Origin of the sequence: Limnochorda pilosa (assembly GCF_001544015.1) — a bacterium.
GTDB lineage: Bacteria > Bacillota > Limnochordia > Limnochordales > Limnochordaceae > Limnochorda > Limnochorda pilosa.
Genome location: NZ_AP014924.1, coordinates 1953736 through 1980589, shown reverse-complemented (window position 1 = coordinate 1980589; position 26854 = coordinate 1953736). Strand labels below are relative to the sequence as shown.

General features: G+C 72.0%; 23 protein-coding genes, 1 other RNA gene and 1 pseudogene. 21 read left to right on the top strand and 4 right to left on the bottom strand.

The window, feature by feature from the left end; all coding sequences use genetic code 11:
- Positions 1-12: 12 nt before the first annotated feature.
- Positions 13-834: pseudogene (locus tag LIP_RS20030) on the bottom strand (GNAT family N-acetyltransferase); the annotation flags it as partial.
- A 223-nt stretch (positions 835-1057) separates the two neighbouring features.
- On the opposite strand from LIP_RS20030, the gene LIP_RS08750 reads away from it, so the two are divergent.
- The 16 genes from LIP_RS08750 (at position 1058) to ftsZ (ending at position 18944) form a co-directional block, all read left to right on the top strand.
- Positions 1058-1765 carry a zinc ribbon domain-containing protein gene (locus LIP_RS08750; protein WP_144440401.1) on the top strand — a complete coding sequence of 236 codons (708 nt, stop codon included), beginning with the start codon at positions 1058-1060 and terminating at the stop codon, positions 1763-1765.
- Between the two features lie 145 nt (positions 1766-1910).
- Positions 1911-2262: RNase P RNA component class A (gene rnpB, locus LIP_RS08745), an RNA gene on the top strand.
- Positions 2263-2545: 283 nt separating this feature from the next.
- Entirely contained in the window at positions 2546-2977 is a 432-nt protein-coding gene (mraZ, locus tag LIP_RS08740) for a division/cell wall cluster transcriptional repressor MraZ (protein WP_068136959.1), read from the top strand.
- Between the two features lie 89 nt (positions 2978-3066).
- Complete coding sequence (gene rsmH, locus LIP_RS08735) at positions 3067-4035, top strand: 16S rRNA (cytosine(1402)-N(4))-methyltransferase RsmH (RefSeq protein ID WP_068141807.1); 969 nt, start codon at positions 3067-3069, stop codon at positions 4033-4035.
- A gap of 2 nt (positions 4036-4037) precedes the next feature.
- Positions 4038-4541 (top strand): cell division protein FtsL, encoded by a 504-nt coding sequence (gene ftsL, locus LIP_RS08730; protein WP_068136956.1) that lies wholly within the window; start codon positions 4038-4040, stop codon positions 4539-4541.
- A 21-nt stretch (positions 4542-4562) separates the two neighbouring features.
- Positions 4563-6668, top strand: coding sequence for a penicillin-binding transpeptidase domain-containing protein (locus LIP_RS08725; RefSeq protein WP_082726061.1), 2106 nt, complete (start codon positions 4563-4565; stop codon positions 6666-6668).
- An 88-nt stretch (positions 6669-6756) separates the two neighbouring features.
- Complete coding sequence (locus LIP_RS08720) at positions 6757-8262, top strand: UDP-N-acetylmuramoyl-L-alanyl-D-glutamate--2,6-diaminopimelate ligase (protein WP_068136953.1); 1506 nt, start codon at positions 6757-6759, stop codon at positions 8260-8262.
- Positions 8255-9700 (top strand): UDP-N-acetylmuramoyl-tripeptide--D-alanyl-D-alanine ligase, encoded by a 1446-nt coding sequence (locus tag LIP_RS08715; RefSeq protein ID WP_068136948.1) that lies wholly within the window; start codon positions 8255-8257, stop codon positions 9698-9700. The genes LIP_RS08720 and LIP_RS08715 overlap by 8 nt, the downstream gene beginning before the upstream one ends.
- Positions 9690-10670: a phospho-N-acetylmuramoyl-pentapeptide-transferase gene (gene mraY / locus LIP_RS08710; protein WP_068136945.1), complete on the top strand. Its 981-nt coding sequence runs from the start codon at positions 9690-9692 to the stop codon at positions 10668-10670. The genes LIP_RS08715 and mraY overlap by 11 nt, the downstream gene beginning before the upstream one ends.
- Positions 10671-10723: 53 nt before the next feature.
- Positions 10724-11821 carry a putative lipid II flippase FtsW gene (gene ftsW / locus LIP_RS08705; RefSeq protein ID WP_068136942.1) on the top strand — a complete coding sequence of 366 codons (1098 nt, stop codon included), beginning with the start codon at positions 10724-10726 and terminating at the stop codon, positions 11819-11821.
- Entirely contained in the window at positions 11818-13089 is a 1272-nt protein-coding gene (gene murG / locus LIP_RS08700; RefSeq protein WP_068136939.1) for an undecaprenyldiphospho-muramoylpentapeptide beta-N-acetylglucosaminyltransferase, read from the top strand. The genes ftsW and murG overlap by 4 nt, the downstream gene beginning before the upstream one ends.
- A 123-nt stretch (positions 13090-13212) precedes the next feature.
- Positions 13213-14637 (top strand): UDP-N-acetylmuramate--L-alanine ligase, encoded by a 1425-nt coding sequence (gene murC / locus LIP_RS08695; RefSeq protein ID WP_198409470.1) that lies wholly within the window; start codon positions 13213-13215, stop codon positions 14635-14637.
- The gene (murB, locus tag LIP_RS08690) at positions 14634-15629 is read left to right on the top strand and encodes a UDP-N-acetylmuramate dehydrogenase (RefSeq protein WP_068136936.1); all 996 of its coding nucleotides are present in this window, start codon (positions 14634-14636) and stop codon (positions 15627-15629) included. The genes murC and murB overlap by 4 nt, the downstream gene beginning before the upstream one ends.
- On the top strand, positions 15592-16932 hold the full coding sequence (murA, locus tag LIP_RS08685; protein WP_068136935.1) for a UDP-N-acetylglucosamine 1-carboxyvinyltransferase: 1341 nt from the start codon (positions 15592-15594) through the stop codon (positions 16930-16932). The genes murB and murA overlap by 38 nt, the downstream gene beginning before the upstream one ends.
- Positions 16933-16969: 37 nt before the next feature.
- Entirely contained in the window at positions 16970-17680 is a 711-nt protein-coding gene (locus LIP_RS08680) for a cell division protein FtsQ/DivIB (protein WP_068136932.1), read from the top strand.
- Between the two features lie 202 nt (positions 17681-17882).
- Positions 17883-18944, top strand: a complete 1062-nt coding sequence (ftsZ, locus tag LIP_RS08675) for a cell division protein FtsZ (protein WP_068136929.1) — start codon at positions 17883-17885, stop codon at positions 18942-18944.
- Positions 18945-19001: 57 nt separating this feature from the next.
- Here ftsZ and sigE read toward each other — a convergent pair whose 3' ends face one another.
- A complete protein-coding gene (gene sigE / locus LIP_RS08670; RefSeq protein WP_068136925.1) occupies positions 19002-19733 on the bottom strand; it encodes an RNA polymerase sporulation sigma factor SigE in 732 nt (243 codons plus the stop codon).
- Positions 19708-20694 carry a sigma-E processing peptidase SpoIIGA gene (locus LIP_RS08665; protein ID WP_158509604.1) on the bottom strand — a complete coding sequence of 329 codons (987 nt, stop codon included), beginning with the start codon at positions 20692-20694 and terminating at the stop codon, positions 19708-19710. Before LIP_RS08665 ends, sigE begins: the two co-directional genes overlap by 26 nt.
- Before the next feature lie 176 nt (positions 20695-20870).
- On the opposite strand from LIP_RS08665, the gene sigG reads away from it, so the two are divergent.
- On the top strand, positions 20871-21647 hold the full coding sequence (sigG, locus tag LIP_RS08660) for an RNA polymerase sporulation sigma factor SigG (RefSeq protein WP_068136918.1): 777 nt from the start codon (positions 20871-20873) through the stop codon (positions 21645-21647).
- A gap of 35 nt (positions 21648-21682) precedes the next feature.
- Entirely contained in the window at positions 21683-22582 is a 900-nt protein-coding gene (locus LIP_RS08655; RefSeq protein WP_158509603.1) for a stage II sporulation protein R, read from the top strand.
- Between the two features lie 109 nt (positions 22583-22691).
- On the opposite strand, the gene LIP_RS08650 is transcribed toward LIP_RS08655, so the two are convergent.
- On the bottom strand, positions 22692-22973 hold the full coding sequence (locus LIP_RS08650) for a YlmC/YmxH family sporulation protein (protein ID WP_198409469.1): 282 nt from the start codon (positions 22971-22973) through the stop codon (positions 22692-22694).
- A gap of 97 nt (positions 22974-23070) precedes the next feature.
- Between LIP_RS08650 and nrdR the strand changes: the two genes are divergently transcribed.
- The 3 genes from nrdR to LIP_RS08635 all read left to right on the top strand — a co-directional run bounded on the left by nrdR (position 23071) and on the right by LIP_RS08635 (position 26797).
- Positions 23071-23526: a transcriptional regulator NrdR gene (nrdR, locus tag LIP_RS08645; RefSeq protein ID WP_068136914.1), complete on the top strand. Its 456-nt coding sequence runs from the start codon at positions 23071-23073 to the stop codon at positions 23524-23526.
- A gap of 22 nt (positions 23527-23548) precedes the next feature.
- The gene (gene pgeF, locus LIP_RS08640; protein ID WP_068136912.1) at positions 23549-24337 is read left to right on the top strand and encodes a peptidoglycan editing factor PgeF; all 789 of its coding nucleotides are present in this window, start codon (positions 23549-23551) and stop codon (positions 24335-24337) included.
- A 135-nt stretch (positions 24338-24472) separates the two neighbouring features.
- Positions 24473-26797, top strand: coding sequence for an FtsK/SpoIIIE family DNA translocase (locus LIP_RS08635; RefSeq protein ID WP_068136910.1), 2325 nt, complete (start codon positions 24473-24475; stop codon positions 26795-26797).
- Positions 26798-26854: the final 57 nt, after the last annotated feature.

The following is a 26854-nucleotide window of genomic DNA, read 5'->3' as shown; positions in this document are numbered from 1 at the left end:
GGGGGTGAAGCCGAGGCGGTGGTAGAGGCGGGCGGGCCCGCCGGGACGGTAGAGGAGGTAGACCGCGAGTCCCCAGGTCTGGAGGGAGCGGGTGAGAGCGGCCACCAGCGCGGAGGCGATGCCGCGTCCCCGGTGCTCGGGGTGGGTGAAGACCGCACCCACCCAGGCTGCGAGCGCGGTGCGGACCGGGGCCATGGCCGCTCCCAGCAGGGCCCCGTCGGCAGACGCAGCCACCCAGAGGGAGGCTGCCGAGGCGGCGTCCACCAGCGTAGCCCGATCCGCCGCCTCCCCGTGACCGCGGTAGAGCCGCTCCACCGCAGGCACGTCGGCGACCGTGGCCGGCCGCACCCGGACACCCGGCGTGCCCGGCCCGGCCGGCCTCAAATGGGAGGGCTCCGGCGGCGCGCTCGCGGAGGGCGGCGCAGCTGGCGAGGGCTCCGGCCGGGGAGGCGGCGGCCCGGCGACGGCCACGACGTGCGACTCCAGGGCGGGCAGCAGCGTGCCCAGGGCGGGGTGGCGGAGCAGGGTGCGACTGAGGTTTTCCTCTCCCTCCAGGAGGGCCACGCCAGCCGCGGCCAGGAGCGGGGCCAGCTCCGGGGCCGAGGGCGGAGGCGTGCTGGCGAAGGGGTCCCCGAACAGGTACCACCGGTCCCCAAGCCCGGCGGCGCCGCACACGGGGAGGCCGGATGGGTCGTGCTGGACGGCGAAACGAGCCGAACCTGCCAGCCCATGCTGCTCGAAGAGGTGGAGGGCCGGCAGGTTGAAGCCGGGCTCGCGCACCAGCAGCTCCCACAGGAGCCGTTCGTCTCCGGGACGTAGCCACGCGGCTGCCATGGGGCCGCCTCCTCTCGGTGCACGGCCAGTCTACACCGGCAGCCGGGCGGAGCCAAGTCCGGCGATCGCGGCCAAGATAGGAGGTACGTGCTGCGGCACCTTCAACCCCTGCGGGAACGATCCGCTGCCGCAGGGGCGGGGAGGGGTGCAGGGGGAGGCGTCGAAAGCTCCTGCATCGAAGAGGCTAGGGCGTTGGACATCGAGCCCGAGGGATGTGGGGACCGTGCGGACGACGGAGAACCTGTACCGCTTGCAGGCGATCGACCTGGAGCTCGACCGGATCCGGGCCGTAACGGAGCACTCCGACCTCGAGAGCCGGGCCCAGGAAGCCGAGGGGCGGGTGGAGACGTTGCGGGGCACCCTGGAGGAGACGGCCCAGGCCTTGCGAGATCTCGCCCGTCAGATCCGTCGGCTCGAGCTGGATGCGCAGGCCGCCCGAGAGGAGCAGCACCGCTCGGAGAACGAGCTCTACAGCGGATCGGCCCGCAGCGGGAAGGAGCTGGGGCACCTGCAGCAGCGGGCCGAGCGGGCGGCGCGGCAGGCCGAAGCCATGGAGGTCGAAAGCCTGGAAAGGATGGAGCAGGCCGAAGCCCTGGAGGCGCAGCAGAAGGAGCTGGAGCGTGCCGTGAGCGAGGCCGAGGAAGAGGCCGGCCGTTGCAGGCTGGAGCGGCAGATGGAGGTGGAGGAGCTCCGAGCCCGCCAGAAGGAGCTGGAGGTGGAGCGTGACGCCGTCGCAACCCGGGAGCCTGCCGATAGGCTGGCGCGTTACGAGCGCATGCGGCGGCAGATGCCCAACCCCATCGCCGGCGTCAGCAAAGGCCAGTGCGGGGCGTGTCACGTGAGCCTCTCGCCGCGGACCCTGGAGCGTGTACGCGCCGATGACGGGCTGGTGCAGTGCGAACAGTGTGGGCGGGTTCTCCATCTCCTGTGACGGCCCGCAGCCGGGTACGACCCTGCAGCGGACCGTAGGGTCGCGTGTGGGTGTCGCGCGCGGCTTGCAAAGATCGCAAGAGTGTGGCATAATGCCTCAGGAACCGGCGTAGCGGCGCCGTCCTTTTCTGCCTTTGGGCAGGTGGCGAGCCGGCTGGGCGGTCGCGGGTGCAGTGCCGAAAGGCCGCATCCGAGGAAAGTCCGAGCTCCGCAGGGCAGGGTGCTGGGTAACACCCAGTGGGGGCGACCCCAAGGAAAGTGCCACAGAAAAGAAACCGCCCGTCGCAAGGCGGGTAAGGCTGAAACGGTGAGGTAAGAGCTCACCAGCGGCCAGGTGACTGGTCGGCTTGGTAAACCCCACCCGGAGCAAGACCGAGCAGGAGGGAACGTGAGGTGGCCCGCCTCTCCCTCGGGTAGGTCGCTGGAGGTGCCAGGCGACTGGCATCCTAGATAGATGATCGCCTTCGACAGAACTCGGATTACAGGCCGACTCGCCGCCTCCCCTTCGTTTCCGCTTCGGCAGCGCCCTCGCCCCTGAGGAACCGCGCCGGAGCAGCGAGCGTCAGCCACCGGCACGCCATGCGCCGGTGGCTTCTCGCGCGCGGGCCGTGCCCCGCTGTCCACCCGCCTCCACTTGTCTCGAACCCGCCCGTGCCCCGTGTCCCACCGCCCCCACCCACTTTTTTCCGCTCGAAGGAGGAACCCGGTGGGGAGCGGCGAATACCCTGGGGCACAGGGTGGGGTAAAGTGGGGGATTGTGGGAGACGGGGGAGCGACGGCTGTGTTTCTCGGGGAGTACGAGCACAGCCTCGACGAGAAAGGGAGACTCACCGTCCCTTCTCGTTTCCGTGAGGACCTGGCCGGGCGGCTGGTGGTCACCCGGGGGCTCGACCACTGTCTCTTCCTCTATCCCTACAGCGAGTGGCAGGTGCTGGAGCAGAAGCTGAAGAGCCTGCCCATGACCCAGCGGGACGCCCGGGCCTTTGTGCGGCTCCTCTTCTCGGGAGCGAGCGAGCAGGACCTGGACCGCCAGGGGCGGCTCCTTCTGCCTGCCAACCTCAGGGAGTACGCCGCCATCGACCGAGACGTGGTGATCATCGGCGTCTCGAACCGGGTGGAGCTCTGGAGCAAGGAACGCTGGAATGCCTACGAAGCGGAGGCGTCCCAAGCCTACGAGGATCTGGCCGAGAAGATCGTCGACCTGGGAATCTAGTCGGCGAGGGGGGGAAGCTGGTGGCGATGCAACGAAAGAGCCCGTACCTGCAGCTTCTGCCGGCTCCCCGCCGGCAGGCGGGCGGGGGGATGACCTTGGCCGGTCACGTGCCGGTCTTGCTGGACGAGGTGCTCCGGTACCTGGAGCCTGCTCCCCGAGGCCGCTACCTGGACGCTACCGTGGGCGGCGGCGGCCACGCTCGGGCGATCCTCGCGGCGGCGGGGGAAGACGCCTTCCTGGTAGGATTGGACCGCGATCCCGAGGCGCGCCGCAGGGCGGAGCGGGCGCTCCAGGGGGCGGGGGGGCGCGTCCGGATCCTGGCCGGCCGCTACGAGGAGTTGGACGCGATCCTGGAGGCGGCCGGTTTGGGCGACACGCGCTTCGACGGCATCCTCTTCGACCTGGGTGTCTCTTCCTTTCAGGTGGACGAGGCGCGCCGGGGCTTCACCTATCAGGACCCGAGCGCGCCGCTGGACATGCGCATGGACCCGTCCCAGCCAACTACGGCGGCGGACCTGGTGAACGGCCTCTCCCTTCACGACCTCGCCCGGGTCTTCAAGGAGTACGGCGAGGAGCGCTGGGCCGCCCGGATCGCCCGCTTCGTGGTGGAGCGACGCCGGCGCAGGCCGCTGGCCACCGCGGGCGACCTGGTGGAGGTGGTGAAGGCGGCGGTGCCCGCCGCGGCCCGGCGCGAGGCGGGCCACCCGGCGCGCAGGGTCTTCCAGGCGCTCCGCATTGCCGTCAACGGCGAGCTGGAGCGGTTGGATGGCGCCCTGCGGGCGGCCGTGCGACGCTTGCGCCCCGGGGGACGCCTCGTGGTGATCAGCTTCCATTCGCTGGAGGACCGCATCGTCAAGGAGACCTTTCGTGAGCTGGCGCTGGGGTGCATCTGCCCGCCGGAGCTGCCCGTTTGCTCGTGCGGGAGGAACCCCGAGGTCCGCCTCCTCACACGCACCCCGGTGGTGCCCGCGGCCGAGGAGCGGGAGCGGAACCCGCGGGCGCGCAGCGCCCGGTTGCGGGCCGCGGCCCGGGTTCTCGGACCGCAGGAGGCGGAATAGCCATGATAGCAGCACGGGTCGAACGGGTCGACGAGAGACCGGGTGGGGTCGCGCAGGCCCCCGAGCCGCGCCCGCCCATCCGAAGGGCGTTCCGCTTGCGGCTCCGGCTGGCGCCTCGGGCCCGCCTCACCGGCCTGGCCGCCTGCGTGCTCTTCCTGGCTTGGCAGTGCGTCGCCCAGCAGGCGGCCATCGTGGACCTGAGCTACCGGGTGGACCGCCTGAGGGCGGAGCAGCATGCGGTGGAGCAGCAGATCCTCCGCCTGAGTGTGGAGAAGGCCCGGCTCGCCTCCCTGGCCCGGGTGGAACGGGTCGCCCGGCAGGAGCTGGGCATGGTGGAGCCGGGGCAGGTCCGGGTGGTGCGGCTCTCGCCGGCCGGCCCGGAGGGCACCCGGGCTCCGGTGATGGCCAGGATCCCGCCGGAGGAGCGCCCGTGGTGGGAACGGGTCCTGGCCCGCCTCCTTCCCGCAGGCCGGGCCGCGCAGGCGCTGGGCGAGGAACGACCCTAGACGTCGGGGAGAGGGGCACCGTTGAGGGCCGCCTACACGCGCGCGCAGGTTCGGCGCAGGATCGCCGTGCTTTTCCTGGTCACGCTGGCGGGAGCGCTGCTCCTGGCGGCGCGGCTCGTCTACCTGCAGCTCATCCGCAGCGACGCGTTCCGGGAGCTTGCCCTCGACCAGCGCCTGCGCCCCGTACCGGTCCTGGCCCAGCGGGGGAAGATCGTGGACCGGCACGGGAGCCCACTGGCCGTCTCCGTCGCAGCCGATTCGGTGTACGCGGTCCCGGTGGAAGTGCGGGACGTCCCGGCGACCACCCGGCAACTCGCCGCACTGCTCAACCTGGACGCGGCCCGGGTGGAGGGGTTGCTCCGCCAGCGGTCGGCCAGTGTCTGGATCGCCCGCAAGGTTCCGCCCGAGCAGGCCGAGGCCGTTCGCCGGGCCAGGTTGCCCGGCATCTACCTGGTGGAGCGGCCTCAGCGCTACTACCCCCACGGTTCACTGGCGGCGCAGGTCCTGGGCATCGCCGGCATCGACAACCAGGGACTCGAAGGGATCGAGTTCGCCTACGACGAGGTGCTGCGGGGGGTACCGGGTCGGGATCTAGCCGAGCGCGACGCGGCCGGCCGGGTCATTCCCCACGGCGAGCGGGTCTACCTCCCCCCGGAGCCGGGCAAGGACGTGGTCCTTGCCATCGACCAGGTCATTCAGTATATCGCCGAACGGGAGATCCAGGCGGCGGTGGAGCGGACCAAGAGCGACTTCGGCCTCTTCGTGGCCATGAAGCCTGACACGGGCGAAGTGGTCGCCCTGGCCCTCAGCCCCTCCTTCGACCCGAACGCGTACGGCGGGGCCTCCGCCGAGCTCCGCCGGAACCGGGTGGTAACCGACCAGTTCGAACCCGGCTCCATCTTCAAGGTCGTCACGGCCACCGCCGCCTTGGATCAGGGCGTGGTCAAGCCCGACGACCGCTTCTTCGACCCGGGCTACGTGGAGATCGGCGGCGGCATGGTCCGCTCGTGGCGCCCCGGCGGCCACGGGAGCCTCACCTTCGCGGAGGCGGTCTACGTCTCCAGCAACCCGGTCTTCGCCCTGGTTGGGGCGGAGCGCCTGGGTCCCGAGCCCTTCTACCGGTACATCCGGGCCTACGGCTTCGGGCAGCCGACGGGCATCGACTTCCCCGGCGAGGCCTCGGGCTACGTGCCCGTGCCGGGCAAGGTCCAGCACGGCGAGGTGCTCCGGTGGGCCAACGTGGGCTTCGGGCAGGGCGTCGCCGTCACGCCCATCCAGATGGTCTCCGCCGCCGCTGCCATCGCGAACGGCGGGCAGCTCCTGCGGCCGCAGATGGTGCGGGAGGTGCGGGGGCCGGACGGGAGCCTGGAGCGGGCCTTTGAACCGGAGCCGGTGCGCCGGGTGATCAGCCCCGAGACGGCGCAGACGTTCGTGGACATCATGCGGGGCGTGGTCACCGAGGGTTCGGGCGCGCCGGCCGAGATGGCAGGGTACCCTGTGGCCGGCAAGACCGGTACGGCCCAGATTCCCGAGGGCGGGCGGTACAGCGACAAGGCCGTCGCCTCCTTCCTGGGCATCGTGCCCTACGACCGGCCAGAGCTCGTGGGCCTGGTGATGCTCTACAATCTGAAGGTCTACCCCCGCTGGGGCGGCACCAACGCGGCGCCCGTCTTCAAGGCGATCATGGAGCCGGCCCTCGAGTACCTGGGGGTACCGCGCCGCTTCCCGCCCGATCAGCGCCCGGCCGACAACCTGGTGACCGTCCCCAACCTGCGCATGAGCGATGGCCGCGCGGCCGTGGAGGAGCTGCGGCAAGCGGGCCTTCTGGTCCGGGCCGAGGGCGAAGGGGTGTACGTCATGGACCAGACCCCCAAGCCGGGATCCCGGGTGCCCCGGGGCTCCACGGTCATCCTCCACCTGATCAGCGAGCCGCAGCCGGGGCAGAGCCTCCCCGTGCCTGACGTGCGAGGCATGGGCATGCGGGACGCGGTGGCCACCCTGGCCGGGGTGGGGTTCGACATCGACCCCTCCGGCAGCGGCGTGGCCGTCTCCCAGGCTCCGGCAGCCGGCACGGCCGCTCCGTACGGGAGCGTGGTGAAGGTCCGTTTCGAGGCGGACCGGCCGTGACCCCCGCCTGAAGGAGAGAGCCGACTGAGGGAAGAATAGGGAGAGCCGGCAAGCGGAGCCGCCCCGAGACGAGGGGCCGCGCGAAAGGATGGTGGCGGTGAAGCTCTCCGCACTGGTCGAGGGGTTGCCCGGCGCCCAGCGCATCGGCGCAGGCGACCCGGAGGTACGCCGCGTCCGCTACCACTCGCAGCAGGTGGCTGCGGGCGACCTTTTCGTGTGCGTGCGGGGATTTCGGCACGACGGCCACCGCTTCGCGGGCGAGGCGGTGGAGCGGGGGGCGGTGGCCCTTCTGGTGGAGGAGCCGCTGGCCCTGCCGGTGCCCCAGGTGAAGGTGCCCGGTACCCGTGAGGCCATGGGGCGGGTAGCCGCCCGCTTGCTGGGGGATCCGTCCCGGAAGCTGCGGGTGGTGGGGGTGACGGGGACCAACGGCAAGACGACCACCACCCACCTGATCAAGGCCTGCCTGGAGGCAGGAGGCGTGCGGACGGGGCTCATCGGGACCATTCACCACCTGGTGGGGGAGAGCGAGCTCCTGGCCCAACGGACCACCCCCGAAGCGCCGGACCTCCTCGAACTCATGGGTGAGATGCTTCGGCGGGGGGCGGGGGCGGTGGTGATGGAGGTCTCCTCCCACGCGCTCACCCTCCACCGGACCGAGGGTTGCGAAATCGACGTCGGCGTGCTCACCAACGTGACCCAGGATCACCTGGACTTCCATCCCACCTTCGACGAGTACGTGCAGGCGAAGGCACGCCTCTTCCGCCTGCTCACCGAGGATGCGGTCAAGTCCGGCAAGCTGGCCGTGCTCAACCGGGAGGATCCCCACTGGGAGGTCATGCGTGACGCAACCCGGGCCCCCGTGACCCTCTACGGCTTGGGAGCACCCGCCGATGTCCGGGCCGAGGACGTGCGCCTGCTGCCCGACGGCTCCACCTTCACCCTGGTGACGCCCCTGGGGCAGGCGCCGGTCCGGCTGCGGCTGCCCGCGCGCTACAACGTGGCCAACGCCCTGGCCGCGGCCGCCGCGTGCCTGGGCAGCGGGGTGGCCCTGCAGGCGGTGGTGCGGGGGCTCGAGTCGGTGCCGGGGGTGCCGGGCAGGCTCGAGCGGGTGGACGAGGGGCAGCCCTTCGGCGTCCTGGTGGACTACGCCCACACCCCCGACAGCCTGGAAAACGTGCTCACGGCCGTGCGCGCGTTCACGCCCGGCCGGGTCATCGTGGTCTTCGGCTGCGGCGGGGACCGCGATCGGGGAAAGCGGCCCCTGATGGGCGAGGCGGCGGCGCGCCTCGCGGACCATGTGGTGATCACCTCCGACAACCCCCGCAGCGAGGATCCGGAAGCCATCTGCCGGGAGGTCGCGGCCGGGGCGGACGAGGCGCGCCGGGATGGAGGGCGGGCGGGCTACGAGGTGCTGGTCGACCGGCGGGCCGCCATCCGGCGGGCGGTGGAGATGGCCCGGCAGGGGGACCAGGTGGTGATTGCGGGGAAGGGCCACGAGACGTATCAGATCTTCGCCGACCGGACCCTTCCCTTCGACGACCGGGAGGAGGCCCGCAAGGCCTTGCGGGACCTGGAGTCTGAGCACCGTGCTTGAGCTGACGGCCGCCGAGCTGGCCCGCCTCGTGGGCGGGAGGGTGCTGGCCGGCCCCTCCGAAGGGCGGGTCCGGGGCGTCTCCACCGACAGCCGGAGCGTCGCCGCCGGGCAGCTTTTCATCCCGCTGAAGGGCGAGCGGCTGGACGGGCACCGCTTCATCGAGGAGGCGGTGGAGGAGGGGGCGGGCGGAGCCCTCACCGAGGAGGGTTCGCACGAGCGGGCCGAAGCCGTGAGGCGTCTGGTGGCCCGGCACGATCTCTGGCGTGGGGCGTTCCTGGTGGGCGTTCCCGGGAGCTCGTGGGAGGCGTTCCACCGCCTGGCGGAGGCCCACCGGGCCCGGCATCGCGTCCCGGTGGTAGCGGTCACGGGCAGCAACGGGAAAACCACCACCAAGGAGCTGGTGGCCCGGATCCTGGGCAGCCGCTGGCGGACGCTACGCTCGCCCGGCAACTTCAACAACGACGTGGGGCTGCCCCTCACGCTGCTGGAGCTGGGGCCCGAGTTCGAGGCGCTGGTGGTGGAGATGGGGATGCGGGGCGCGGGTGAAATCGCGCGCCTCTGCCGGATGGCCCGGCCCAGCGTGGGCATCGTCACCAACGTGGGGCCGGTGCACCTGGAGCTCCTGGGCTCCATGGAGGCCATCACCGCCGCCAAGGCCGAGCTGGTCGAGGCACTGCCCCAGGAAGGCGTGGCGGTGCTCAACGCGGAGGACTCGCGGGTTCTGGGCATGCGCCGCCGGACGGCCGCGCGGGTGGTCACCTTCGGCCTGGAGCAAGGGGATGCTTCGGCCCGGGACGTGCGCCCCCACGGGCAAGGGATGGACTTCCGGCTGGTCTGGCGGGGCGCCGGGGTCGAGGCGAGCACATCCGTTCGCTTGCCCTTGCTGGGGCGCCACAATGTGGTGAACGCCGTCGCGGCCGCGGCGGCCGGGCTGGCCCTGGGGTTCGAGCTCGACGAGGTGGCCGGGGCCCTGGCCGAGGCCCAGGCGCCCAAGCTGCGGCTGGAGACCACCGAGGCCCAGGGGCGGCGGGTGATCAACGACGCCTACAACGCGAGCCCGGCCTCCATGGCCGCCGCCCTGGAGGTGCTCCAGCAGGTGGCGCAGGGGAGGAAGGGCGCGGTGCTGGGCGACATGCTGGAGCTGGGGGCCGTCGCCCGCGACGAGCACGTGCGGTTGGGGGAGAGAGCCGCGGCCGCCGGCCTGGACTTCCTGGTGGTGACGGGGGAGCGGGCAGGCGACGTGGCCGCCGGGGCCCGCGGGGCCGGCATGGACCCTGCGCGCATCCACACCGCCGCCGGCTGGGAGGAGGCGGCGGAGCTGGCCCTGGCCCTGTCGCGGCCGGGCGACACGGTCTTGGTGAAAGCCTCCCGCGGTCTGGGGCTCGAGCGGGTGGTGGCCCGTCTGGCGGAGGAGGAGACGAGGCGGCATGAGCCCTGAGCTGCGGGTGTTGGTGGGGGCGGGGGCCTCGCTGGGGCTGGTGCTCCTTTTCGAAAGGCCCCTCATCGGCTACCTGCGACGCCACCAGGTGGGCCAGAGGATCCGCTCCGAGGGACCCCGGCGCCACCAGGAGAAGGCGGGGATCCCCACCATGGGTGGCCTGGTGGTCCTCCTCGCGGCCGCGGCGGTGAGCCTGCTGGTGGGGCCGGTGACCGAGCCGCTCCTCATGGCGCTGCTGGTCACGCTGGGGTACGGTGCCATCGGCTTTCTGGACGACTACCGCAAGGTCGCGCTCCGCCGGAGCCTGGGGCTTCGCGCCCGGGAGAAGCTTGTGGGACAAGCCTTCTTCGCTTTGCTGGTGGCGCTCTTCCATCTCACCCGGGTGGGGGAATCCGCCAGCATCCTGGTACCCTTTTCACGGGAGCCCTGGCTCGTACCTGCCGGGCTCCTCCTGACGCTGGACTTTGTCGCGGTGGTGGGCAGCGCCAACGCGGTCAACCTCACCGACGGGCTGGACGGCCTCGCGGCGGGCAGCACCGCCGTCGCCTCGGCGATCCTCGCGGGCGTGATGCTCCACCAGGGCGCTCCGGACCTGGCGATCCTGGCGGCCGCGGTGGGCGCGGCCGCCCTGGGCTTTCTCTGGTTCAACGCCCACCCCGCTCAGATCTTCATGGGCGACACGGGCAGTCTGGGCCTGGGGGCGGCGCTGGCGGCGGTAACGGTGCTGAGCGGCACGGTGCTCCTCTTGCCCCTGGTGGGCGTTCTCTTCGTGGCCGAAGCGCTGTCGGTGATCGCACAGGTGGTCTACTTCCGGCTCACGCGAGGCCGGCGGCTCCTGCGCATGAGCCCGCTGCACCACCACTTCGAGCTCCTGGGCTGGCAGGAGGATCAGGTGGTGGCCCGGTTCTGGATCGCTGCCCTGGTCGGGGGGGTCCTGGGGCTGGCGGCGGTTCCGGGGATCCTCTGGTAGCCGGCATGAGAGCAGCCCCGGGCTCGTACACCGTAACCGGGGGTGAGACGCGGATGAACAGGGAGGAGAGCGCCCCACTGGACCTGCCCCTGCTGGCGGTCTCCCTGGTGCTGCTGGGCGTGGGCCTGGTGGCCGTGTTCAGCGCGTCCAGCGTCAGCAGCCTGGTGGAGCGGCACGACGCGACCTACTACTTCAAGCGGCAGCTCCTCTGGACCGTGGCCGGTCTGGCCGCCATGTGGGTGATGAGCCGGGTGGACTACCACCGGCTGCGCGGGCTGGCGCTTCCCGCCCTGGCCGTTTCGGTCGCGGGGCTGGTGCTGGTCTTGCTGGTGGGGCACGAGATCGGCGGCTCACGCCGCTGGATCGACCTGGGGCTGCTGAATGTCCAGCCGTCGGAGCTCTTCAAGCTCTCGGTCATCCTCTTCCTGGCGGCGTACCTCTCGGCCGCCGGGCCGCGGGTGCAGGAGTTCGTGCGGGGGCTCGTCCCAGGCCTGGCGGTGACGGGGCTGGGCTTCCTCCTGATCCTGGCCGAGCCGGACTTCGGCACCGCAGTGGCCATGGCGGCCACCGCGGCGGTCCTCTTCTTCGCCGGGGGCGCCCGGCTCGCGCACCTGGCTGCCCTGGGCGCGGCCGCCCTCCCCGGTCTGGCCTACCTGATCTGGGCCGAGCCGTACCGCATGCGCCGGCTCCTCGCCTTCGTGGATCCCTGGGCGGACCCGCTCGACTCGGGTTGGAACGTCATCCAGTCGCTCTTGGCCATCGGCTCCGGGGGCGTCTTCGGCGTGGGGCTGGGTCAGAGCCGCCAGAAGTTCGCCTACCTTCCCGAGCAGCACACCGACTTCATCTTCGCCATTCTGAGCGAGGAGTTCGGGCTCCTGGGGAGCCTGCTGGTGGTGGGCCTCTTCTTCGTCCTGGCCTGGCGGGGCTACCGCCTGGCCCTGAAGGCACCGGACCTCTACGGCTCCCTCCTCGCCGTGGGCATCACCACCATGATCGTTTTCCAGGCGCTGCTGAACGTGGGCGTGGTGACGGCGGTACTGCCCGTGACCGGTATCACCCTGCCTTTCATCAGCTTCGGCGGCTCGTCGCTGCTGATCACCCTCACCGGGGTGGGGATCCTCCTGAACATCTCCCGGCAGGTGCGGGGATGAAGGGCTCGGGGCGGACGGCGCAGCGCCAAGGAACGGGGCGGCGACTGGGTCACGGCCGCGATGGGGCGGCGCGCCCGGCAGGCGGCGAGCTGCGGGTGCTCATCGTGGCCGGGGGGACGGGCGGCCACATCTACCCGGGCCTCTCCCTGGCCGACGCCTTGAGGGAGAGGGCTTCCCGGGAAGGCTGGCGGGCTCGGGTCGTCTTCGCCGGCACCCGGCGGGGCCTGGAGGAGCGTGTGATCCCGCCGGCCGGCTATCCTCTGGTGACCTTGCCCTCCAGCGGCTTTCCCCGCGGCAGGGGTCCCCGCCAGTGGCCCGCCTGGGCGTGCGCCCTCGCAGTGAACGGGTACGCGCTGGCGAGGGCCCTGCTCCTCGTGGCCGGGCTCCGGCCGCACGTGGCCGTGGGGATGGGGGGCTACCTGACGGGGCCCGTCCTGCTGGGCGCACACCTGCTGCGGGTGCCGACCCTGGCGCACGAGGCCAACGCCCGGCCGGGGGTGGCCAACCGGATGGCCGCCCGCTTCGTGGACCGCGTGGCGGTCGGCTTCACGGCGGCTGCGGCGCGCTTTCCCCGGCCGGAACGGGTGACGGTGACGGGCAACCCCATCCGCGCCGGGGTCCTGAGGGCGGAGGCGTCCCGGGCGCGGCGCCGCTTCGGCCTGGAGGCGGGACGCCCGACGCTCCTGGTGCTGGGGGGCAGCCAGGGGGCCAGGGCCTTGAACGAGGCGTTGCTGGACGCCCGCGAGCGCCTGGAGGCGGCTGTGCCCGGCCTCCAGGTGATCCACCAGACGGGAGCCGGCGAGTTCGACCGGGTCGCCGAGGCCTGGCGGCAGGTCCGCATGGTCCAAACGGGCCCGCGGGAGATTAGGTGGAAGGGCTGGCGGGTGGTGCCCTACCTGGAAGAGGTGGCCGACGCCATGGCCGCGGCCGACCTGGTTTGCTCCCGGGCGGGCGGCAGCACCGCCGCCGAGCTGACGGCCCTGGGGGTCCCGGCCCTGCTGGTGCCCTTCGCGGCCGCCACCGAAGCCCATCAGGCCGAAAACGCGGCGGAGCTGGCGCGGGCGGGCGCGGCCCGGGTGCTTCCCCAGGCCGAGCTTTCGGGGGAGCGCCTGGCGCGTGAGCTGACCAGCCTCCTGAACGACGCCGGACGCCTCCAGGAGATGCGGCGGGCCAGCCGTCGACTGGGTCGCCCTGAGGCGGCCCGCACCCTGGCCGAGCTCGTGCGCGACCTGGCCGGGGGCCGCGGGGCGGCCGGCCCGCCGGGGTAACGAGCCGGACCCTCTACCCGGGCTGGCCGGGTCCGGGAACAGGAGAAGCTCCGCTGGTCCGGAACCACCATACGATGAAGGGTTCGGGGGGCCTCGGGGGAGGCGCGAAGGAGCGGTAGGGGTGTGGCCGTCTACCATCTGATCGGAATCGGCGGGTCGGGGATGAGCGGGCTGGCGCGGCTCCTGGCCGAGGCGGGCCACCGGGTGCAGGGCTCCGACCGGAGGGCTTCGTCCAGGCTGGAGAGCCTGCGCCGCATGGGCGTGCGCGTCTACGTGGGGCACGCCGCCGAGCACCTGACCGGGGCCGAGCGGGTGGTGGTCTCCACGGCCATCGCTGCCGACAACCCGGAGCTCCAGGCGGCCCGGCGAAGGGGCCTGCCCGTGGAGCACCGGGCCCAGGTGCTGGCCCAGGTGCTGGAAGGTCGGAGCCTCATCGCGGTCTCGGGCACCCACGGCAAGACCACCACCACGGCCATGACGGCGCTGGTGCTGGCCGAGGCGGGGCTGGACCCGGGGTACGCGGTGGGGGCGGAGGTCCCCCAGCTCGGGGGCAGCGCCCGACTCGGCCGAGGGCCGGTGGTGGCCGAGGTGGACGAGAGCGACCGGTCGTTCCTGCTCTTCCACCCCGACGTGGCCGTGGTGACCAACGTGGAGCCGGACCATCTGGAGCACTACGGTTCCTTTGAGGCCATCGTGGACGCCTTTCGCTCCTTCGTGGGACAGGTGCGGCCCGGCGGGAGCGCCGTCCTGTGCGCGGACGATGCCACCGCGGCCTCCCTGGCCGGAGAGGCGCCGGCTGCCGCCACCTACGGCCTGGCCCCCGGCGCGGGGCTGCGAGCGGAAGACGTGACCTTCGAGAACGGCGGGGGCCGCTTCACCGTCGTGGACCGGGCGGCGGGCCGCCTGGGGGTCGTAACACTCCGGGTGCCGGGCAGGCATAACATAGCCAATGCCCTTGCGGCCGTCGCCGTGGCCCGACTCCTGGATCTGCCCTTCGAGCGGGTTGCGAGCGCCCTGGCCGTGTACCGAGGCGCCGAGAGGCGCTTCCAGCTGGTGGCGGAGGTAGGGGGCGTTCGGGTGATCGACGACTACGCGCACCACCCGACCGAGGTCGCGGCCACGCTCGCGGCCGCGCGAACCCACCCGGGGCGATTGGTGGTGGTCTTCCAGCCTCACCGGTACACCCGGACCCAGAGGCTGGAGGCGGCTTTCGCCGGAGCCTTCGCCGATGCGGACCTCCTCTTCCTGACCGAGATCTATGCCGCCGACGAGGATCCCATACCGGGCGTGACGGGTGCGCGTCTGGCCCGCACCGTGGGAGCGGTTCGGAAGGGACCTCTGGTCTTCGAACCGGACCCGGGCCGCCTGGTGGAGCGGGTGGTGGAAGCTCTACGCCCGGGCGACCTTCTCCTCACCGTGGGGGCCGGCGACGTGGACGCGATCGGCCGGGCGGTGGTTCGTCGGTTGAGTGAAGGACGCGCGCCCGACCCAGTGCCCGCCCCGCGGGCTCAGGACGACGGATCCGGGCGGGAGGTGCCTGGCCCATGAGCCGCGAGAGGGGGGAGGCCGCAGGATCCTGGCAGGCCGCGCTCGAGGACCTGGCCGAACAGGCCGGCCCCAGCGGTGCTCGGGCCCGGCCGCTCGCACCCTACACCAGCTTTCACATCGGCGGCCCGGCGGATCTGCTGGTGGAGCCCGACACCCCCGACCTGCTCCAGAGCCTGCTCCGCGCCGCCGCGGCGGCCGGCGTGCCATGCACGGTGATGGGAGGCGGGACCAACCTGCTCGTGTCCGACGACGGTGTGCCGGGGATAGTGGTGCGCATCGCCCGCCCGCTGGGACGGATCGCGTTCCACGGGGCCCTGGTGCGGGTCGAGGCGGGCGCGTCGCTGCCGGGACTCGCCGGGCGCTGTGCCCGGTTGGGCCTTTCGGGGCTCGAGTTCGCCGGCGGCATCCCGGGCACCGTGGGCGGTGCCGTGGTGATGAACGCAGGGGCTCACGAGTCGAACATCGGCCAGACCCTTCGTTGGGTGGACGCCTTCTCACTTGCGGGCGAGCCGCGCCGCTTCGACGTGACCGAACTGGGGCTCGGATACCGGCGGAGCCGGTTCCAGCATGAGCCCTGGGTGGTCGCGGGGGCGATGCTCGAGCTCCAGCCTGACGATCCCGAGGCGATCCGCACCCGGATGCAGGCGTACGTGGAGCGGCGGAGACGCACCCAGCCGTTGGGCACCCACAACGCCGGCAGCATCTTCAAGAACCCGCCCGGGGAGTACGCGGGCAGGCTGCTGGAGGCGGTGGGGGCCAAGGGCTGGGAGGAAGGCCAGGCTCAGGTATCGACCCTTCATGCCAACTTCATCGTCAACCGCGGCGGGGCCAGGGCGGCCGACGTCTTGCGCCTCATCGAGCGCATGCGGGACGCGGTGGAGGAGCGGTTCGGGGTGCGGCTGGAGCTGGAGGTCCGCCTGGTGGGCTGGCCGGCGCCTGAGGGAGTGAGCTCCGGTGTCGGTCTACCGGATCGAGGGAGGACGCCGTCTTGAAGGGCACCTGCCCGTGTCGGGCGCCAAGAACGCGAGCCTGAAGCTCATGGCCGCGGCCTTGATGGCCGACGGCCCCACGGTGCTGGAGCGGGTGCCGCGTATCACCGACATCGAGACCATGACCCAGGTGCTGGACGCCCTGGGGGCCCGGTGCCGCTGGTTGGGGGAGCACGTGCTGGAGATCGACCCTCGGGGGATCTCCCGGTGGGAGCCCCCGGACCGCCTGGTCCGCCGGATGCGGGCATCGCTCCAGGTGATGGGCCCGCTTCTGGCCAAGCTGGGCCGGGCCAGGCTCACCTATCCGGGGGGGTGCTCCATCGGCGCCCGGCCCATCGACCTGCACCTGGAAGGCTTCCGGGAGATGGGAGCCCAGGTGGTGGACGAAGGCGGGTACGTGGAGGCGTCGATGACGACCCCCCGGGACGCCTGCATTCACCTGGACTACCCGAGCGTGGGGGCCACGGAGAACCTCATCTGCGCGGCGGCCCTGGGCGGCCGGAGCGTGCGGATCCTCAATGCGGCCCGGGAACCCGAAGTGGAGGAGCTGGGTCGTTTTCTCAACCGGATGGGAGCCCGGGTGAGGGGCGCAGGGCAGGGTACGGTGGAGGTGGAGGGCGTGCGGCGCCTCATGGGGATCCGGCACGCGGTGATCCCCGATCGCATCGAGGCGGGCACCTACCTTCTGGCGGGTGCCATCACCCTCGGCCACGTGGAGGTGGGGCCGGTGGTGCCCGAGCATGTGGAGGCGGTGGTGGCCAGGCTGCGGGCGGCCGGGTGCCGGGTCACCTGGGAGGAGCCCTCGGTCCGGAACGGCACACCGGGGAACGGAGCCCCCGCCGAGGAGGGCCGGCCCCGGGAGGCGCGGGTGGTCCTGCGGGCGGCGCAGCGGCCCCGGGCCCTCCAGATTCGGACCCAGCCCCACCCAGGCTTCCCCACGGACCTGCAGCCCCAGGTGATGGCCTACCTCTGCCTGGCCCAGGGCACGAGCCTGGTGACGGAGACGGTGCATACGGCGCGCTTCAATCACGTCGACGAGTTCAACCGGCTGGGGGCGAGCATCCAGGTGGAGGGCCGCACCGCCGTGATCCGGGGTGTTCCCCGGCTGACAGGGAGCATCGTGGAGGCCGGCGATCTGCGGGCGGGGGCCGGGCTGGTGCTGGCTGGGCTGGCGGCCGAGGGAACCACCCGCGTGGAAGGCATCGAGCACGTCCGCCGGGGCTACGAAGACCTGGCGGGCCGGTTGCGGGCGGCCGGTGCGGAGGTGTACGAGGAAGACGGCCAGCTGGCCGAGGTCTGGGCGTAGGGTCGCCGGAGCCTCCGGCGCGGGCCCGGCGGAAGGGGTGGAGACGACGGCCTCTCGATCGACGTACCTCCTGGTCTTCCTCTTTTTCGCCGCGGTCCTCGCGAGCTACAGTCTGGTGGAGTCCAGCCTGTTCACCCTCACCGAGGTGGAGGTCCGGGGGGCGGAGACCCTGGACCCCGAGCGGATCCGCCAGATGAGCGGGCTCGTGCCGGGTGAGAGCCTCTTCACCCTGGACCTGGGTGCGGTTGAGGAGCGCCTGCGCGAGGAGCCCCGCGTGGCCAGCGTGCGCGCGCGCCGGCGCTGGCCCGACGGGGTGATCCTGAGCGTGGTGGAACGCCGGCCCCTGGCGCTCCTCTCCAACGAGGGTACCTGGCTCGCCGTGGACCCGAGCGCGGTGCTCTTCCCGGCGGACCCCGGGTGGAAGGGGGCGCTTCCCATCCTCACCGGGGTCGACGCAGGAACGGGCGCGCCCGGGAGCGCGCTCGGCGAGCAAGGACGGCGGCTTCTCGGGCTTCTCTCGGGGCCGGCCGCGCCCATCTCCCAGCGGGCCTCGGAGCTCCACCTGGACGAGCAGGGTGAGGTGATCCTCTACCTGCGGGACCCGGTCCGGGTCCAGCTGGGACGTCTGGACCTGGCCCCATCCAGGCTCCCGGTGCTCCTGGCCGTCCTGCGCGACCTGGACGCCCGGGGGGCCCGCCCCACCGAGATCGACCTTCGCTTCGACTCGCCCGTGATCCGCTCCCGCTGAACCCCGCGAAGAGCCGTGCCGCTCCTCGCCCGGCCACCGCGGCCGCCCCGCGCGGCGATGGGGTTCCGGCGGGGTGCCGGGCGGGTTCCCTTCCCCGGAAGGCGCGCGCGCCTGGAGGGAAGTCCCTGGAGGCTGTGGAATAAGGCGAAGCGAGATCGGGCGCTGCGAGTGTGTGGCTGCTCTCAGAGGGGGGGAAGCCCCTGTGTTCGAGTTGGAACGTGCGAATGGATCCTATGCCAGCATCAAGGTGGTGGGGGTGGGGGGAGGCGGTGGCAACGCCATCAACCGGATGATCGATGCCGGTCTCCAGGGCGTGGAGTTCATCAGCCTCAACACCGACGCCCAGGCTCTCAGCGTCTCCAAGGCATCGCACCAGGTCCGCCTGGGCGAGAAGCTCACCAAGGGGCTCGGGGCAGGATCCAACCCCGAGATCGGCGAGAAGGCGGCGGAGGAGAGCCGGGACCAGATCCGCCAGATCCTCCAGGGGGCGGACATGGTCTTCATCACCGCCGGCATGGGGGGCGGCACCGGAACGGGGGGCGCGCCGGTGGTGGCCGAGATCGCCCGTGAGGTGGACGCGCTCACGGTGGCGGTGGTCACCCGGCCGTTCACCTTCGAGGGCCGGAGGCGCGGCCAGCAGGCCGAGACGGGCATCGAGAAGCTCGAAGGCCAGGTGGACACGCTCATCACCATCCCCAACGACCGGCTCCTGCAGGTGGTGGAGAAGAAGACCTCCATGCAGGACGCCTTCCGGGTGGCCGACGACGTGCTCCGCCAGGGCGTCCAGGGGATCTCGGACCTCATCATCGTCCCGGGGCTGATCAACCTCGACTTCGCGGACGTGAAGGCGATCATGAGCTCCGCTGGCTCGGCCCTGATGGGCATCGGCACGGGCACCGGCGAGGAGCGCTCGGTGGAGGCCGCCCGCAAGGCCATCTCGAGCCCGCTCCTGGAGGCGTCCATCGAGGGTGCCAAGGGCATCCTGTTCAACATCACCGGCAGTGACAACCTGGGCCTCTTCGAGGTCAACGCGGCGGCGGAGATCATTGCCGAGGCCGCCGACCCCGACGCCAACATCATCTTCGGGGCCGTGATCGACGAGACGCTCAAGGACGAGGTGCGGGTGACGGTGATCGCCACGGGCTTCGACCGTCACAAGGCCCGGGGCGACCACCGGTCCGACCGGGTCCTGGACATCCGCCCCCTGGCCTCGGGGGATCGCACGGACAAGCTGGACATCCCGGCGTTCCTGAGGCGGCGCTAGGAGCCCGCTCGCCACCGGCGCCGCGAGGACGCTGCCCGCGCACGCGGCGCGGGACGCTCATTCGAGCCGCTGGATCTCGACGCGCAGCTTCTTCAGGATCCGCTTCTCCAGCCGGGAGATGTACGACTGGGAGATGCCCAGCAGGTCCGCCACCTCCTTCTGGGTCTTCTGCTCGCCGTTGGCCAGGCCGAAGCGGAGCTGCATGATGGTCTTCTCCCGGCTGGAGAGCTGGGCGAGGGCGCAGGCCAGGAGGGAGCGGTCCACCTCCTCCTCGATGTGCTTCACCACGTCGGACTCTTGCCCCAGCACGTCCGAGAGCAGGAGCTCGTTCCCGTCCCAATCAGTGTTGAGGGGCTCGTCGAAGGAAACCTCGGCCCGGGTCTTGCTGGTGCGCCTGAGGTGCATGAGAATCTCGTTCTCGATGCACCGGGAAGCGTAGGTGGCCAGCTTGATGCGTTTGGAGGGGTCGAAGGTGTTGACCGCCTTGATGAGCCCGATGGTGCCGATGGAGACCAGGTCCTCGATCATGACGCCGGTGTTGTCGAACTTGCGGGCGATGTAGACGACGAGCCGCAGGTTCCGCTCGATCAGGGTGTTCCGCACCTCGCCGTCACCGTGCTCCAGGCGGTCCAGCAGGTCCAGCTCCTCGGCGGCCGTGAGCGGCGGAGGGAGCACCTCCGACGAGCCCACGTACCCGAGCCGGTGTCTGCCCCGAACCCACATGAGCACCTGGGCCCACGCGAGCCTCAGCAACCAGCCAAGCCTACGTGCCCGTGGAGAGACGGTCATCCTCTACCTCTCCTTTCCGTGACGTCTGAAGCGAAGCCGCGGCTCCGCCGGGCGAAGCGGTCTCGGCCAGGACATGGGGAAGGAGTGCCCGGTAGCGCCCCGCCCCGTCGAGCAGCTGGACGCTGAGCCCCACCACCGCGTGCACCCGCTCCACGCGCCGGCCGGCGACCACCATGAGCCGGTCGGGCCGAAAGCCCAGCATCATCCCGTGCCGGGTGCCCAGAGAAGCGAATGGGATCATCCGCCAGCGCCCGGCCCACTCCGGATCCCGGTGGAGCCCCTCCGCCACCCCCAGCTCGCCCGCAGCGGCCCGTTGCACCAGGGGGCCGAGGTCCTGGGGGAAGAGGGGGGCAGCCGCCTCGACCTCCATGACCACCACGGGCCACCCGGAAAGGGGCTCCCGCAGGTGGTTGCCCGTGTCCAGGAGGGCCACCGCCTCCACCCGCCGGCCGGCCGCCTCCACCCGCACCAGGAGCTCCGAAGACCGCTGCAGCGTCTCCCGCCGAAGCCAGCGGGGACCCCAGAGCCCCAGCGCGGCCAGGGTGACGGCCGCGCCGCCCATGGCCACCGCCAGGTCGGGCTGCCGGCCGTCTCCCAGGAGGAAGCCGGCGGCGAAACCGGCTCCGGCCGCCGCGGCCACGGCCCCGTAGAAGGGGGTCCAGAGCGGAAACAGGCTCCGGGGGCGCGAAAGGTCGAAGGAGACCGCCAGCATCAACCAGGAGACCAGCACCACCAGGGCGATGCGGGCCGGAAGGGCGGGGAGGCGCGCGACGCCTGCCGCCGCGAGGGTCTCCCACGCCGCGTAGGCGGCCCCCAGGAGCGCGGCGAGGGCGAGGCGCGCCCACCGGGCCGGCCGGGCGGCCAGGCGCGCGGTGGTCCAGAGGAGCAACGTGTTGAAGGCTGCGTCCGACAGGAACCGCAGCACCAGCAGGTCCACGTAGACGACCCTCACCAGCTCCACGTCCATCCCCCCAACCTCGCGCCGGGCATTCTACCGGAGGGTGCCTACCGCTTCCTACCAAACCCTCGTGCCCGGATCACCCGTGCCCCCAGGTGGCCGGAGTGCATAGGGTCCGGTGCCCGCGTCCATACTCACAGCATGTGGACGCATCGGGCCCTCACGGAGGGGGTGGTGCCATGGTCAACAAGGTGGAGATCTGCGGGGTCAACACCTCCCGGCTTCCGGTCCTGACCAACGCGGAGATGCGCGAGCTCCTGAAGCGCATGCACGGCGGCGACCGGTCCGCCCGGGAGCAGCTGATCCAGGGGAACCTCCGCCTGGTGCTCTCGGTCATCCAGCGCTTCAACAACCGGGGCGAGAACGTGGACGACCTCTTCCAGGTGGGCTGCATCGGACTCATGAAGGCCATCGACAACTTCGACCTCTCCCAGAACGTCCGCTTCTCGACCTACGCGGTGCCGATGATCATCGGGGAGATCCGCCGGTACCTCCGGGACAACAACCCCATCCGCGTCAGCCGCTCGTTGCGGGACGTGGCCTACAAGGCGCTGCAGGTGCGCGATGCTCTCGTCCATAGGTATGCGCGTGAACCCAGCGTTAGGCAGATCGCCGACGAGCTGAACCTGCCGCGCGAAGACGTGGTCTTCGCCCTCGATGCGATCCAAGAGCCGATCTCGCTCTTTGAGCCCATCTACCACGACGGGGGCGACCCCATCTACGTCATGGACCAGATCTCCGACGAGCGGAGCGAGGACGCGTCGTGGCTGGAGGGCATCTCCATCCGGGAGGCCATGTCGCGGCTGAACGAGCGGGAGCAGGCGATCCTCACCAAGCGCTTCTTCCAGGGCCGCACCCAGATGGAGGTGGCCGAGGAGATCGGCATCTCCCAGGCGCAGGTGTCGAGGCTCGAAAAGGCCGCCCTGAAACACCTGAAGCGGCACATCAGCGAATGATCCAGGAGAGCGCCGGGCGACGGGGGACCGTGGGCATGATCGCATGGACGAAAGCACCCTGGACGACTAGAAGCCAGACGATTCCGTCACGTGACGGCGCAGGTTCGGGCCCTGCAGGGCCCCAGACGCTCGCGCGCTCGGCACGGTCCACCTGGCTGCCAGCCGCGCTGGTGGTGGCCGCCCTGCTGGTGGTGGCCGCGCCCCCGGCTCAGGCGGTCGGTCCTCGGGGAACGGAGGCGCGCCCGGCTCCGCTCGCCTCGACAGCGACACGCGTCGACGGCCTGGTGCGGTTTCACGTGGTGGCGCACAGCGACCGCGCTGCGGACCAGGCCCTGAAGCGGTCGGTGCGCGACACCCTCCTGGCCCGCTATGGCGAGGAGATGGCCAGCCTCCGGGACGAGGCTGCCCTCGAGGCGTGGATCGCCTCCCACGGGAAAGCCGTGCAGGATCTGGCCGACGGGGTTCTGGCGGAGGCCGGCGCCCCCTACGGTTCGCGCCTGGTGCTGGGGTGGGCCGATTTCCCCGAGACCCGTTTCGGGCCCATGGTCTTCCCGGCGGGCCGCTACCGGGCGCTGCAGCTCATCCTCGGTGACGGCGCCGGCCACAACTGGTGGTGCGTGGTCTTTCCCCCCCTCTGCGTGGTGGACGAGACCGCGGTGAGCCGCCTGGAGGCCCGGCCCGCCGACGCGGCGCTTCCGGCCTTCAGCACCGTGGGTGCGGCCGCCGTCTCCACCTCCACGGGTCACCCGGCCGAACCGGACCGCGTCGAGTGGCGGTGGCGCTTCCTCGAGGGCACCGAACCGGGCGGAACGCCGGCACGGCTGGCGCGCTGGTGGGAAGACGCCCGCCGCCTGGTGGCCCAGGGCGCAGCCCGCCTCCTCTGGCAGCCCGCCCACGCAGGAGCACCCGGCGACGCCGGCGCGCCCGACCCGTAGCGAGCCCTGGGGGCTGGCCAGGGCCAACCTAGCCCGAGAGGTGGCCGCGCTGCCCGGTAGGTGTCATCGATCTCGCCTCGAGACCCCAGCCAGCCCTCGGCAGGCTCCCCTACACGACCGGCGGCGCCCCCGGCTGCGTGCTGACCCCCTGGCCCAGTTCCGGCATCTCCACCAGGATCACGTCCACTCCGATCCGCCGCACGCGATTCCAAGGGATCTCGATCTCGCTCCCGCGCGCGACCCCGAGCAGCCCGCTCTCGCCCGGCACGATGAGGGAGCGGACCCGGCCCGTGGTCATGTCGATGTCCAGGTCGTAGAGGGAGCCGAGCCTGCGCCCGTCGGTCAGGTTGATGATGTCGAGCATGCGGAGCTCGGAGGCCTTGGCCAGCACGGGGGTTCCTCCCGACACCGCTTCCAGGCATGATATGCCTGGACCGAACCATGTATAATGGAGGTCAGACGAGCCAGCTCAGGGAGGATTTCCCGTCGTGAGGTGCCCCTACTGCGGCAAGCCGGACAGCCGGGTGCTGGACTCGCGCGGCACCGACGAAGGCCACTCCATCCGCCGGCGCCGGGAGTGCGAGGCGTGCGGACGCCGCTTCACCACCTACGAGCGATGGGAGGAAGGGCCCCTGGTGGTGGTCAAGAAGGACGGGCGCCGGGAGCGGTTCCAGCGCGGGAAGATCCTCACGGGCCTCCTGAAGGCGTGCGAGAAACGTCCTCTTACGGCCGAGCAGCTCGACGGGGTGGCGAGCGAGATCGAGCGTGAGCTCCGTACCCAGTACGATCGGGAGATCCCGTCGCAGGTCATCGGGGAGATGGTCATGGACCGGCTGCGCAAGCTCGACGCCGTGGCCTACGTCCGGTTCGCCTCGGTCTACCGGGAGTTCGCCGACGTGGGCCGATTCCGCGAGGCGCTGGACCAGCTCCTGGGGGAGGGGTAAAGTGGGGCCTGGAGGAGCCGCGATGGGCGAAGGCCAGGCCCCGGTGGAATGGGACACGCTCCTGCGGGAGGGGGGCGTGGCCCACGCCTTCACCGGCCGCCCGGGCGGGGTGAGCCGGGGGCCTTACGCTTCCTTGAACCTCGGGCTGCACGTGGGAGACGATCCCGAAGCGGTGCGGGAGAATCGCCGGCGCGCCCTGGAGGCGGCCGGGACCGAGCGGGCCTGGCTCACCCTGGGCCAGCAGGTCCACGGCGACCGGGTCCTCCGGGTGGGAAGGGCGGAGCGCGGCGCGGGAGCCTCGGACGCCGGGACCGCTCTGCCGGCCACCGACGGCCTGGTAACCCGGGAGCCGGGCGTGGTGCTGGGCGTGCTGGTGGCCGACTGCATCCCGCTGTTGCTGGCGGATCCCGAAGCGGGCGTGGTGGCCGCGGCCCACGCGGGATGGCGAGGCACCCTGGATGGGATCGCGGAGCGGGCGGTGGAGGTCATGGTGGAGGCGGGTGCGCGACCGTCGCGGATTCTGGCGGCGATGGGACCCAGCATCGGACTGTGTTGCTACCGGGTCTCCGAGGATCTGGCCGAGAGGTTCGTGAATGCCTTCGGCGACAGCGTGGTGCGGCCGGCACCGGAGGGTCCCCACCTGGACCTGAGGCTGGCCAACCGCAGCCGGCTCCTGGCCGCAGGCGTGCCTGAGGCGAACCTCTCGTGGCAGCCGGCCTGCACCGCGTGCGAGAACCACCGCCTCTTCTCCCACCGGGCCCAGGGCGGGCAGGCAGGGCGCCAGGGAGGTTTCATCTGGTTACCCGAGTGAACGGGGCGCATGCGGGTGAGCGGGGCCGGTTCCGGGCCACCCCGCGCTGCATCGCCCCTTCCGGCGGCACTGAGGCGGGTCCGGCAGGGATCGTTCCGCCGGAGACGAAAGCTGAGGACGGGAAGGAGGGAGCCGATGTCCCTGGGCTTCGAGCCGAGTGACGGGTCTCCCGGTCGGGGGCGGGCCATCCTGGCCATCCTGCTCATCACGGCAGCCACCCTGGCCTGGGTGAGTCTTCACGCGCGCGCCGGCACGCTGGGCGCGTGGTTGGCCCTTGAGCTCCGGGAGCTCTTCGGGCGCACGGCCGACCTGCCTCCCTTCTTCCTGCTGTGGGCGGGGTTGAGGCTTGCCGCCGGCAGCCTGGACGCGCGGTGGTGGCGCCGGAGCTTCGGCGCGGCGCTGCTCCTGGCCGTGATCCTCCTGGGTTTCGAGATGTTCGCAGTGCTGCCGCTGCCCGCGGCCAACCGGGCGGAGCTGGCCCTGGGCTTCTGGTCCTCCCAGGCGGGGCGGGTGGGAGGCTGGCTGGCCCGCCAGGTGGTAGACCTCTTCGGATTCGCCGGGGGTGTCGTGGTGGGCGTGGCCGTGGCGGTCACGGGGCTGGTCCTGGCCCTGGAGCCGGCTGCCTGGCGACGGGCCGGGCACGGTGCGGCCCGGGGGGCCGGAGCGGTGGTGGGTCTGGGGGTTGCCGTAGTCCAGCGGGTGGCGGAGGGGGTGGACGCCGTCCGCCGCCTCTTCCGCTGGCGGCAGGTGCGGCCCCGGGGTAAAGCGCATCGGGAGGCGGGCAGGCGCGCCCTCCCGGCGCCCGCGCGGCCGGCCGCTCCCCCGGAGGCCAGGCGGCCGGAACGGCCCGGACCCGCCGGGCCGCGGGCGGGGGAAGCCGCCGGGAACGTCACCGAGCGCCAGTCCCTGCTGCCTTCGGCGGCGGCGGCGCGCGAGGAGGCGGAGGCCGACGATGGGTACGGGGCCGAGACACCCACCCGGATCGCACCGCGGCCGGGCGGTACGCGCTCCCAGGCGCGATCGGCGGTACGGGGCGCCCAGCCCGGGTACCGGCTTCCCGACACGTCCCTCCTCCGGCGTAACCGGGGGCGGAGGCCGGCCGCTGACGAACCGGACCGTACCTCCGTCCTGGAGGAGACCCTGAAGAGCTTCGGCATCGAGGGGCGGGTGGTGGAGGTCACCCGGGGGCCGGTGATCACCCGCTACGAGGTGCAGCCGCCCCCAGGCATAAAGGTGAGCCGCATCGTCGGCCTGGCCGACGACATCGCCTTGGCCCTGGCGGCCGTGGACGTCCGGATCGAGGCCCCCGTGCCCGGCAAGTCGGTGGTGGGTATCGAGGTGCCCAACCGCACCGTGCAGCCTGTCGTCCTGAGGGACGTGATCGAGTCGGACGCGTTCCGCCAAAGCCGCTCGCCCCTGGCGGTGGCGCTGGGTCTGGACATCACGGGCAAGCCCGTGGTCACCGAGCTGCCCAAGCTCGTCCACCTACTCATCGCGGGGGCCACCGGCTCGGGCAAGAGCGTCTGCCTCAACGCGCTGCTGGTGAGCCTCCTCTTCCGGACCCAGCCCGACGAGGTGCGCCTGCTCCTCATCGACCCCAAGCGGGTGGAGCTCTCGGTGTACGAAGGCATCCCGCACCTGGCTGCGCCGGTGGTCACCGACGCCCGCGAGGCCGCCAAGGCCCTGCGCTGGGCCGTGAAGGAGATGGAGCGGCGGTACCAGCTCTTCGCCCAGATGGGCACCCGGAACATCGATGGCTACAACCGCCTCCTGCCCGACGAGGCGCTCCCCTACCTGGTGGTGGTGATCGACGAGCTGTCAGACCTGATGCTGGTGGCCGCGGCCGACGTGGAAGACGCCATCGCCCGCCTGGCCCAGATGGCCCGGGCCGCCGGGATCTTCCTGGTGATCGCCACCCAGCGGCCGTCGGTGGATGTCATCACGGGTCTCATCAAGGCCAACGTTCCCTCGCGCCTCTCCTTCGCGGTCTCGTCCCAGGTGGACTCGCGCACGATCCTGGACATGGCGGGGGCGGAGCGGCTCCTGGGCAAGGGGGACATGCTCTTCCACCCGGTGGGGGCGGCCAAGCCCATCCGTGCCCAGGGAGCGCTTATCACCGAGCGCGAAGTGAACGAGATCGTCCACTTCTGGACGAGCCAGGTGGAGGGCGAGCCCGAATACCTGGCCGAGGGCTTCGGGGACGAGGCCGGGGGCGACGAGTGGGACGCGGATGCGGACGATGAACTCTTCGAGGACGCCGTCCAGCTGGTTCTCGATACGGGACAGGCCTCCATCTCCATGCTGCAGCGGCGGTTCCGCGTCGGGTACAGTCGGGCGGCCCGCCTCATCGACCTGATGGAGCGCAGGGGGATCGTGGGCCCGTCCCAGGGGAGCAAGCCCCGGGAGGTGCACGCAGGGCGGGCGCGGGAGTTCATGGGCGACTCGCAGCCCGCACCCTGAAACGGCCCGCTGGGGGCGGGGCATCACCTGTACGCACGTTCTTGGGTGGATGGTTCG

Coding starts and splice junctions, on each gene's coding strand:
- ftsW (WP_068136942.1), top strand. CDS start 10,724: ATGAACAGGGAGGAGAGCGCCCCACTGGACCTGCCCCTGCTGGCGGTC.
- sigG (WP_068136918.1), top strand. CDS start 20,871: ATGGTCAACAAGGTGGAGATCTGCGGGGTCAACACCTCCCGGCTTCCG.
- LIP_RS08655 (WP_158509603.1), top strand. CDS start 21,683: ATGATCGCATGGACGAAAGCACCCTGGACGACTAGAAGCCAGACGATT.
- LIP_RS08720 (WP_068136953.1), top strand. CDS start 6,757: ATGGTGGCGGTGAAGCTCTCCGCACTGGTCGAGGGGTTGCCCGGCGCC.
- sigE (WP_068136925.1), bottom strand. CDS start 19,733: ATGACCGTCTCTCCACGGGCACGTAGGCTTGGCTGGTTGCTGAGGCTC.
- LIP_RS08635 (WP_068136910.1), top strand. CDS start 24,473: ATGTCCCTGGGCTTCGAGCCGAGTGACGGGTCTCCCGGTCGGGGGCGG.
- pgeF (WP_068136912.1), top strand. CDS start 23,549: ATGGGCGAAGGCCAGGCCCCGGTGGAATGGGACACGCTCCTGCGGGAG.
- ftsL (WP_068136956.1), top strand. CDS start 4,038: ATGATAGCAGCACGGGTCGAACGGGTCGACGAGAGACCGGGTGGGGTC.
- murG (WP_068136939.1), top strand. CDS start 11,818: ATGAAGGGCTCGGGGCGGACGGCGCAGCGCCAAGGAACGGGGCGGCGA.
- mraY (WP_068136945.1), top strand. CDS start 9,690: ATGAGCCCTGAGCTGCGGGTGTTGGTGGGGGCGGGGGCCTCGCTGGGG.
- murB (WP_068136936.1), top strand. CDS start 14,634: ATGAGCCGCGAGAGGGGGGAGGCCGCAGGATCCTGGCAGGCCGCGCTC.
- rsmH (WP_068141807.1), top strand. CDS start 3,067: ATGACCTTGGCCGGTCACGTGCCGGTCTTGCTGGACGAGGTGCTCCGG.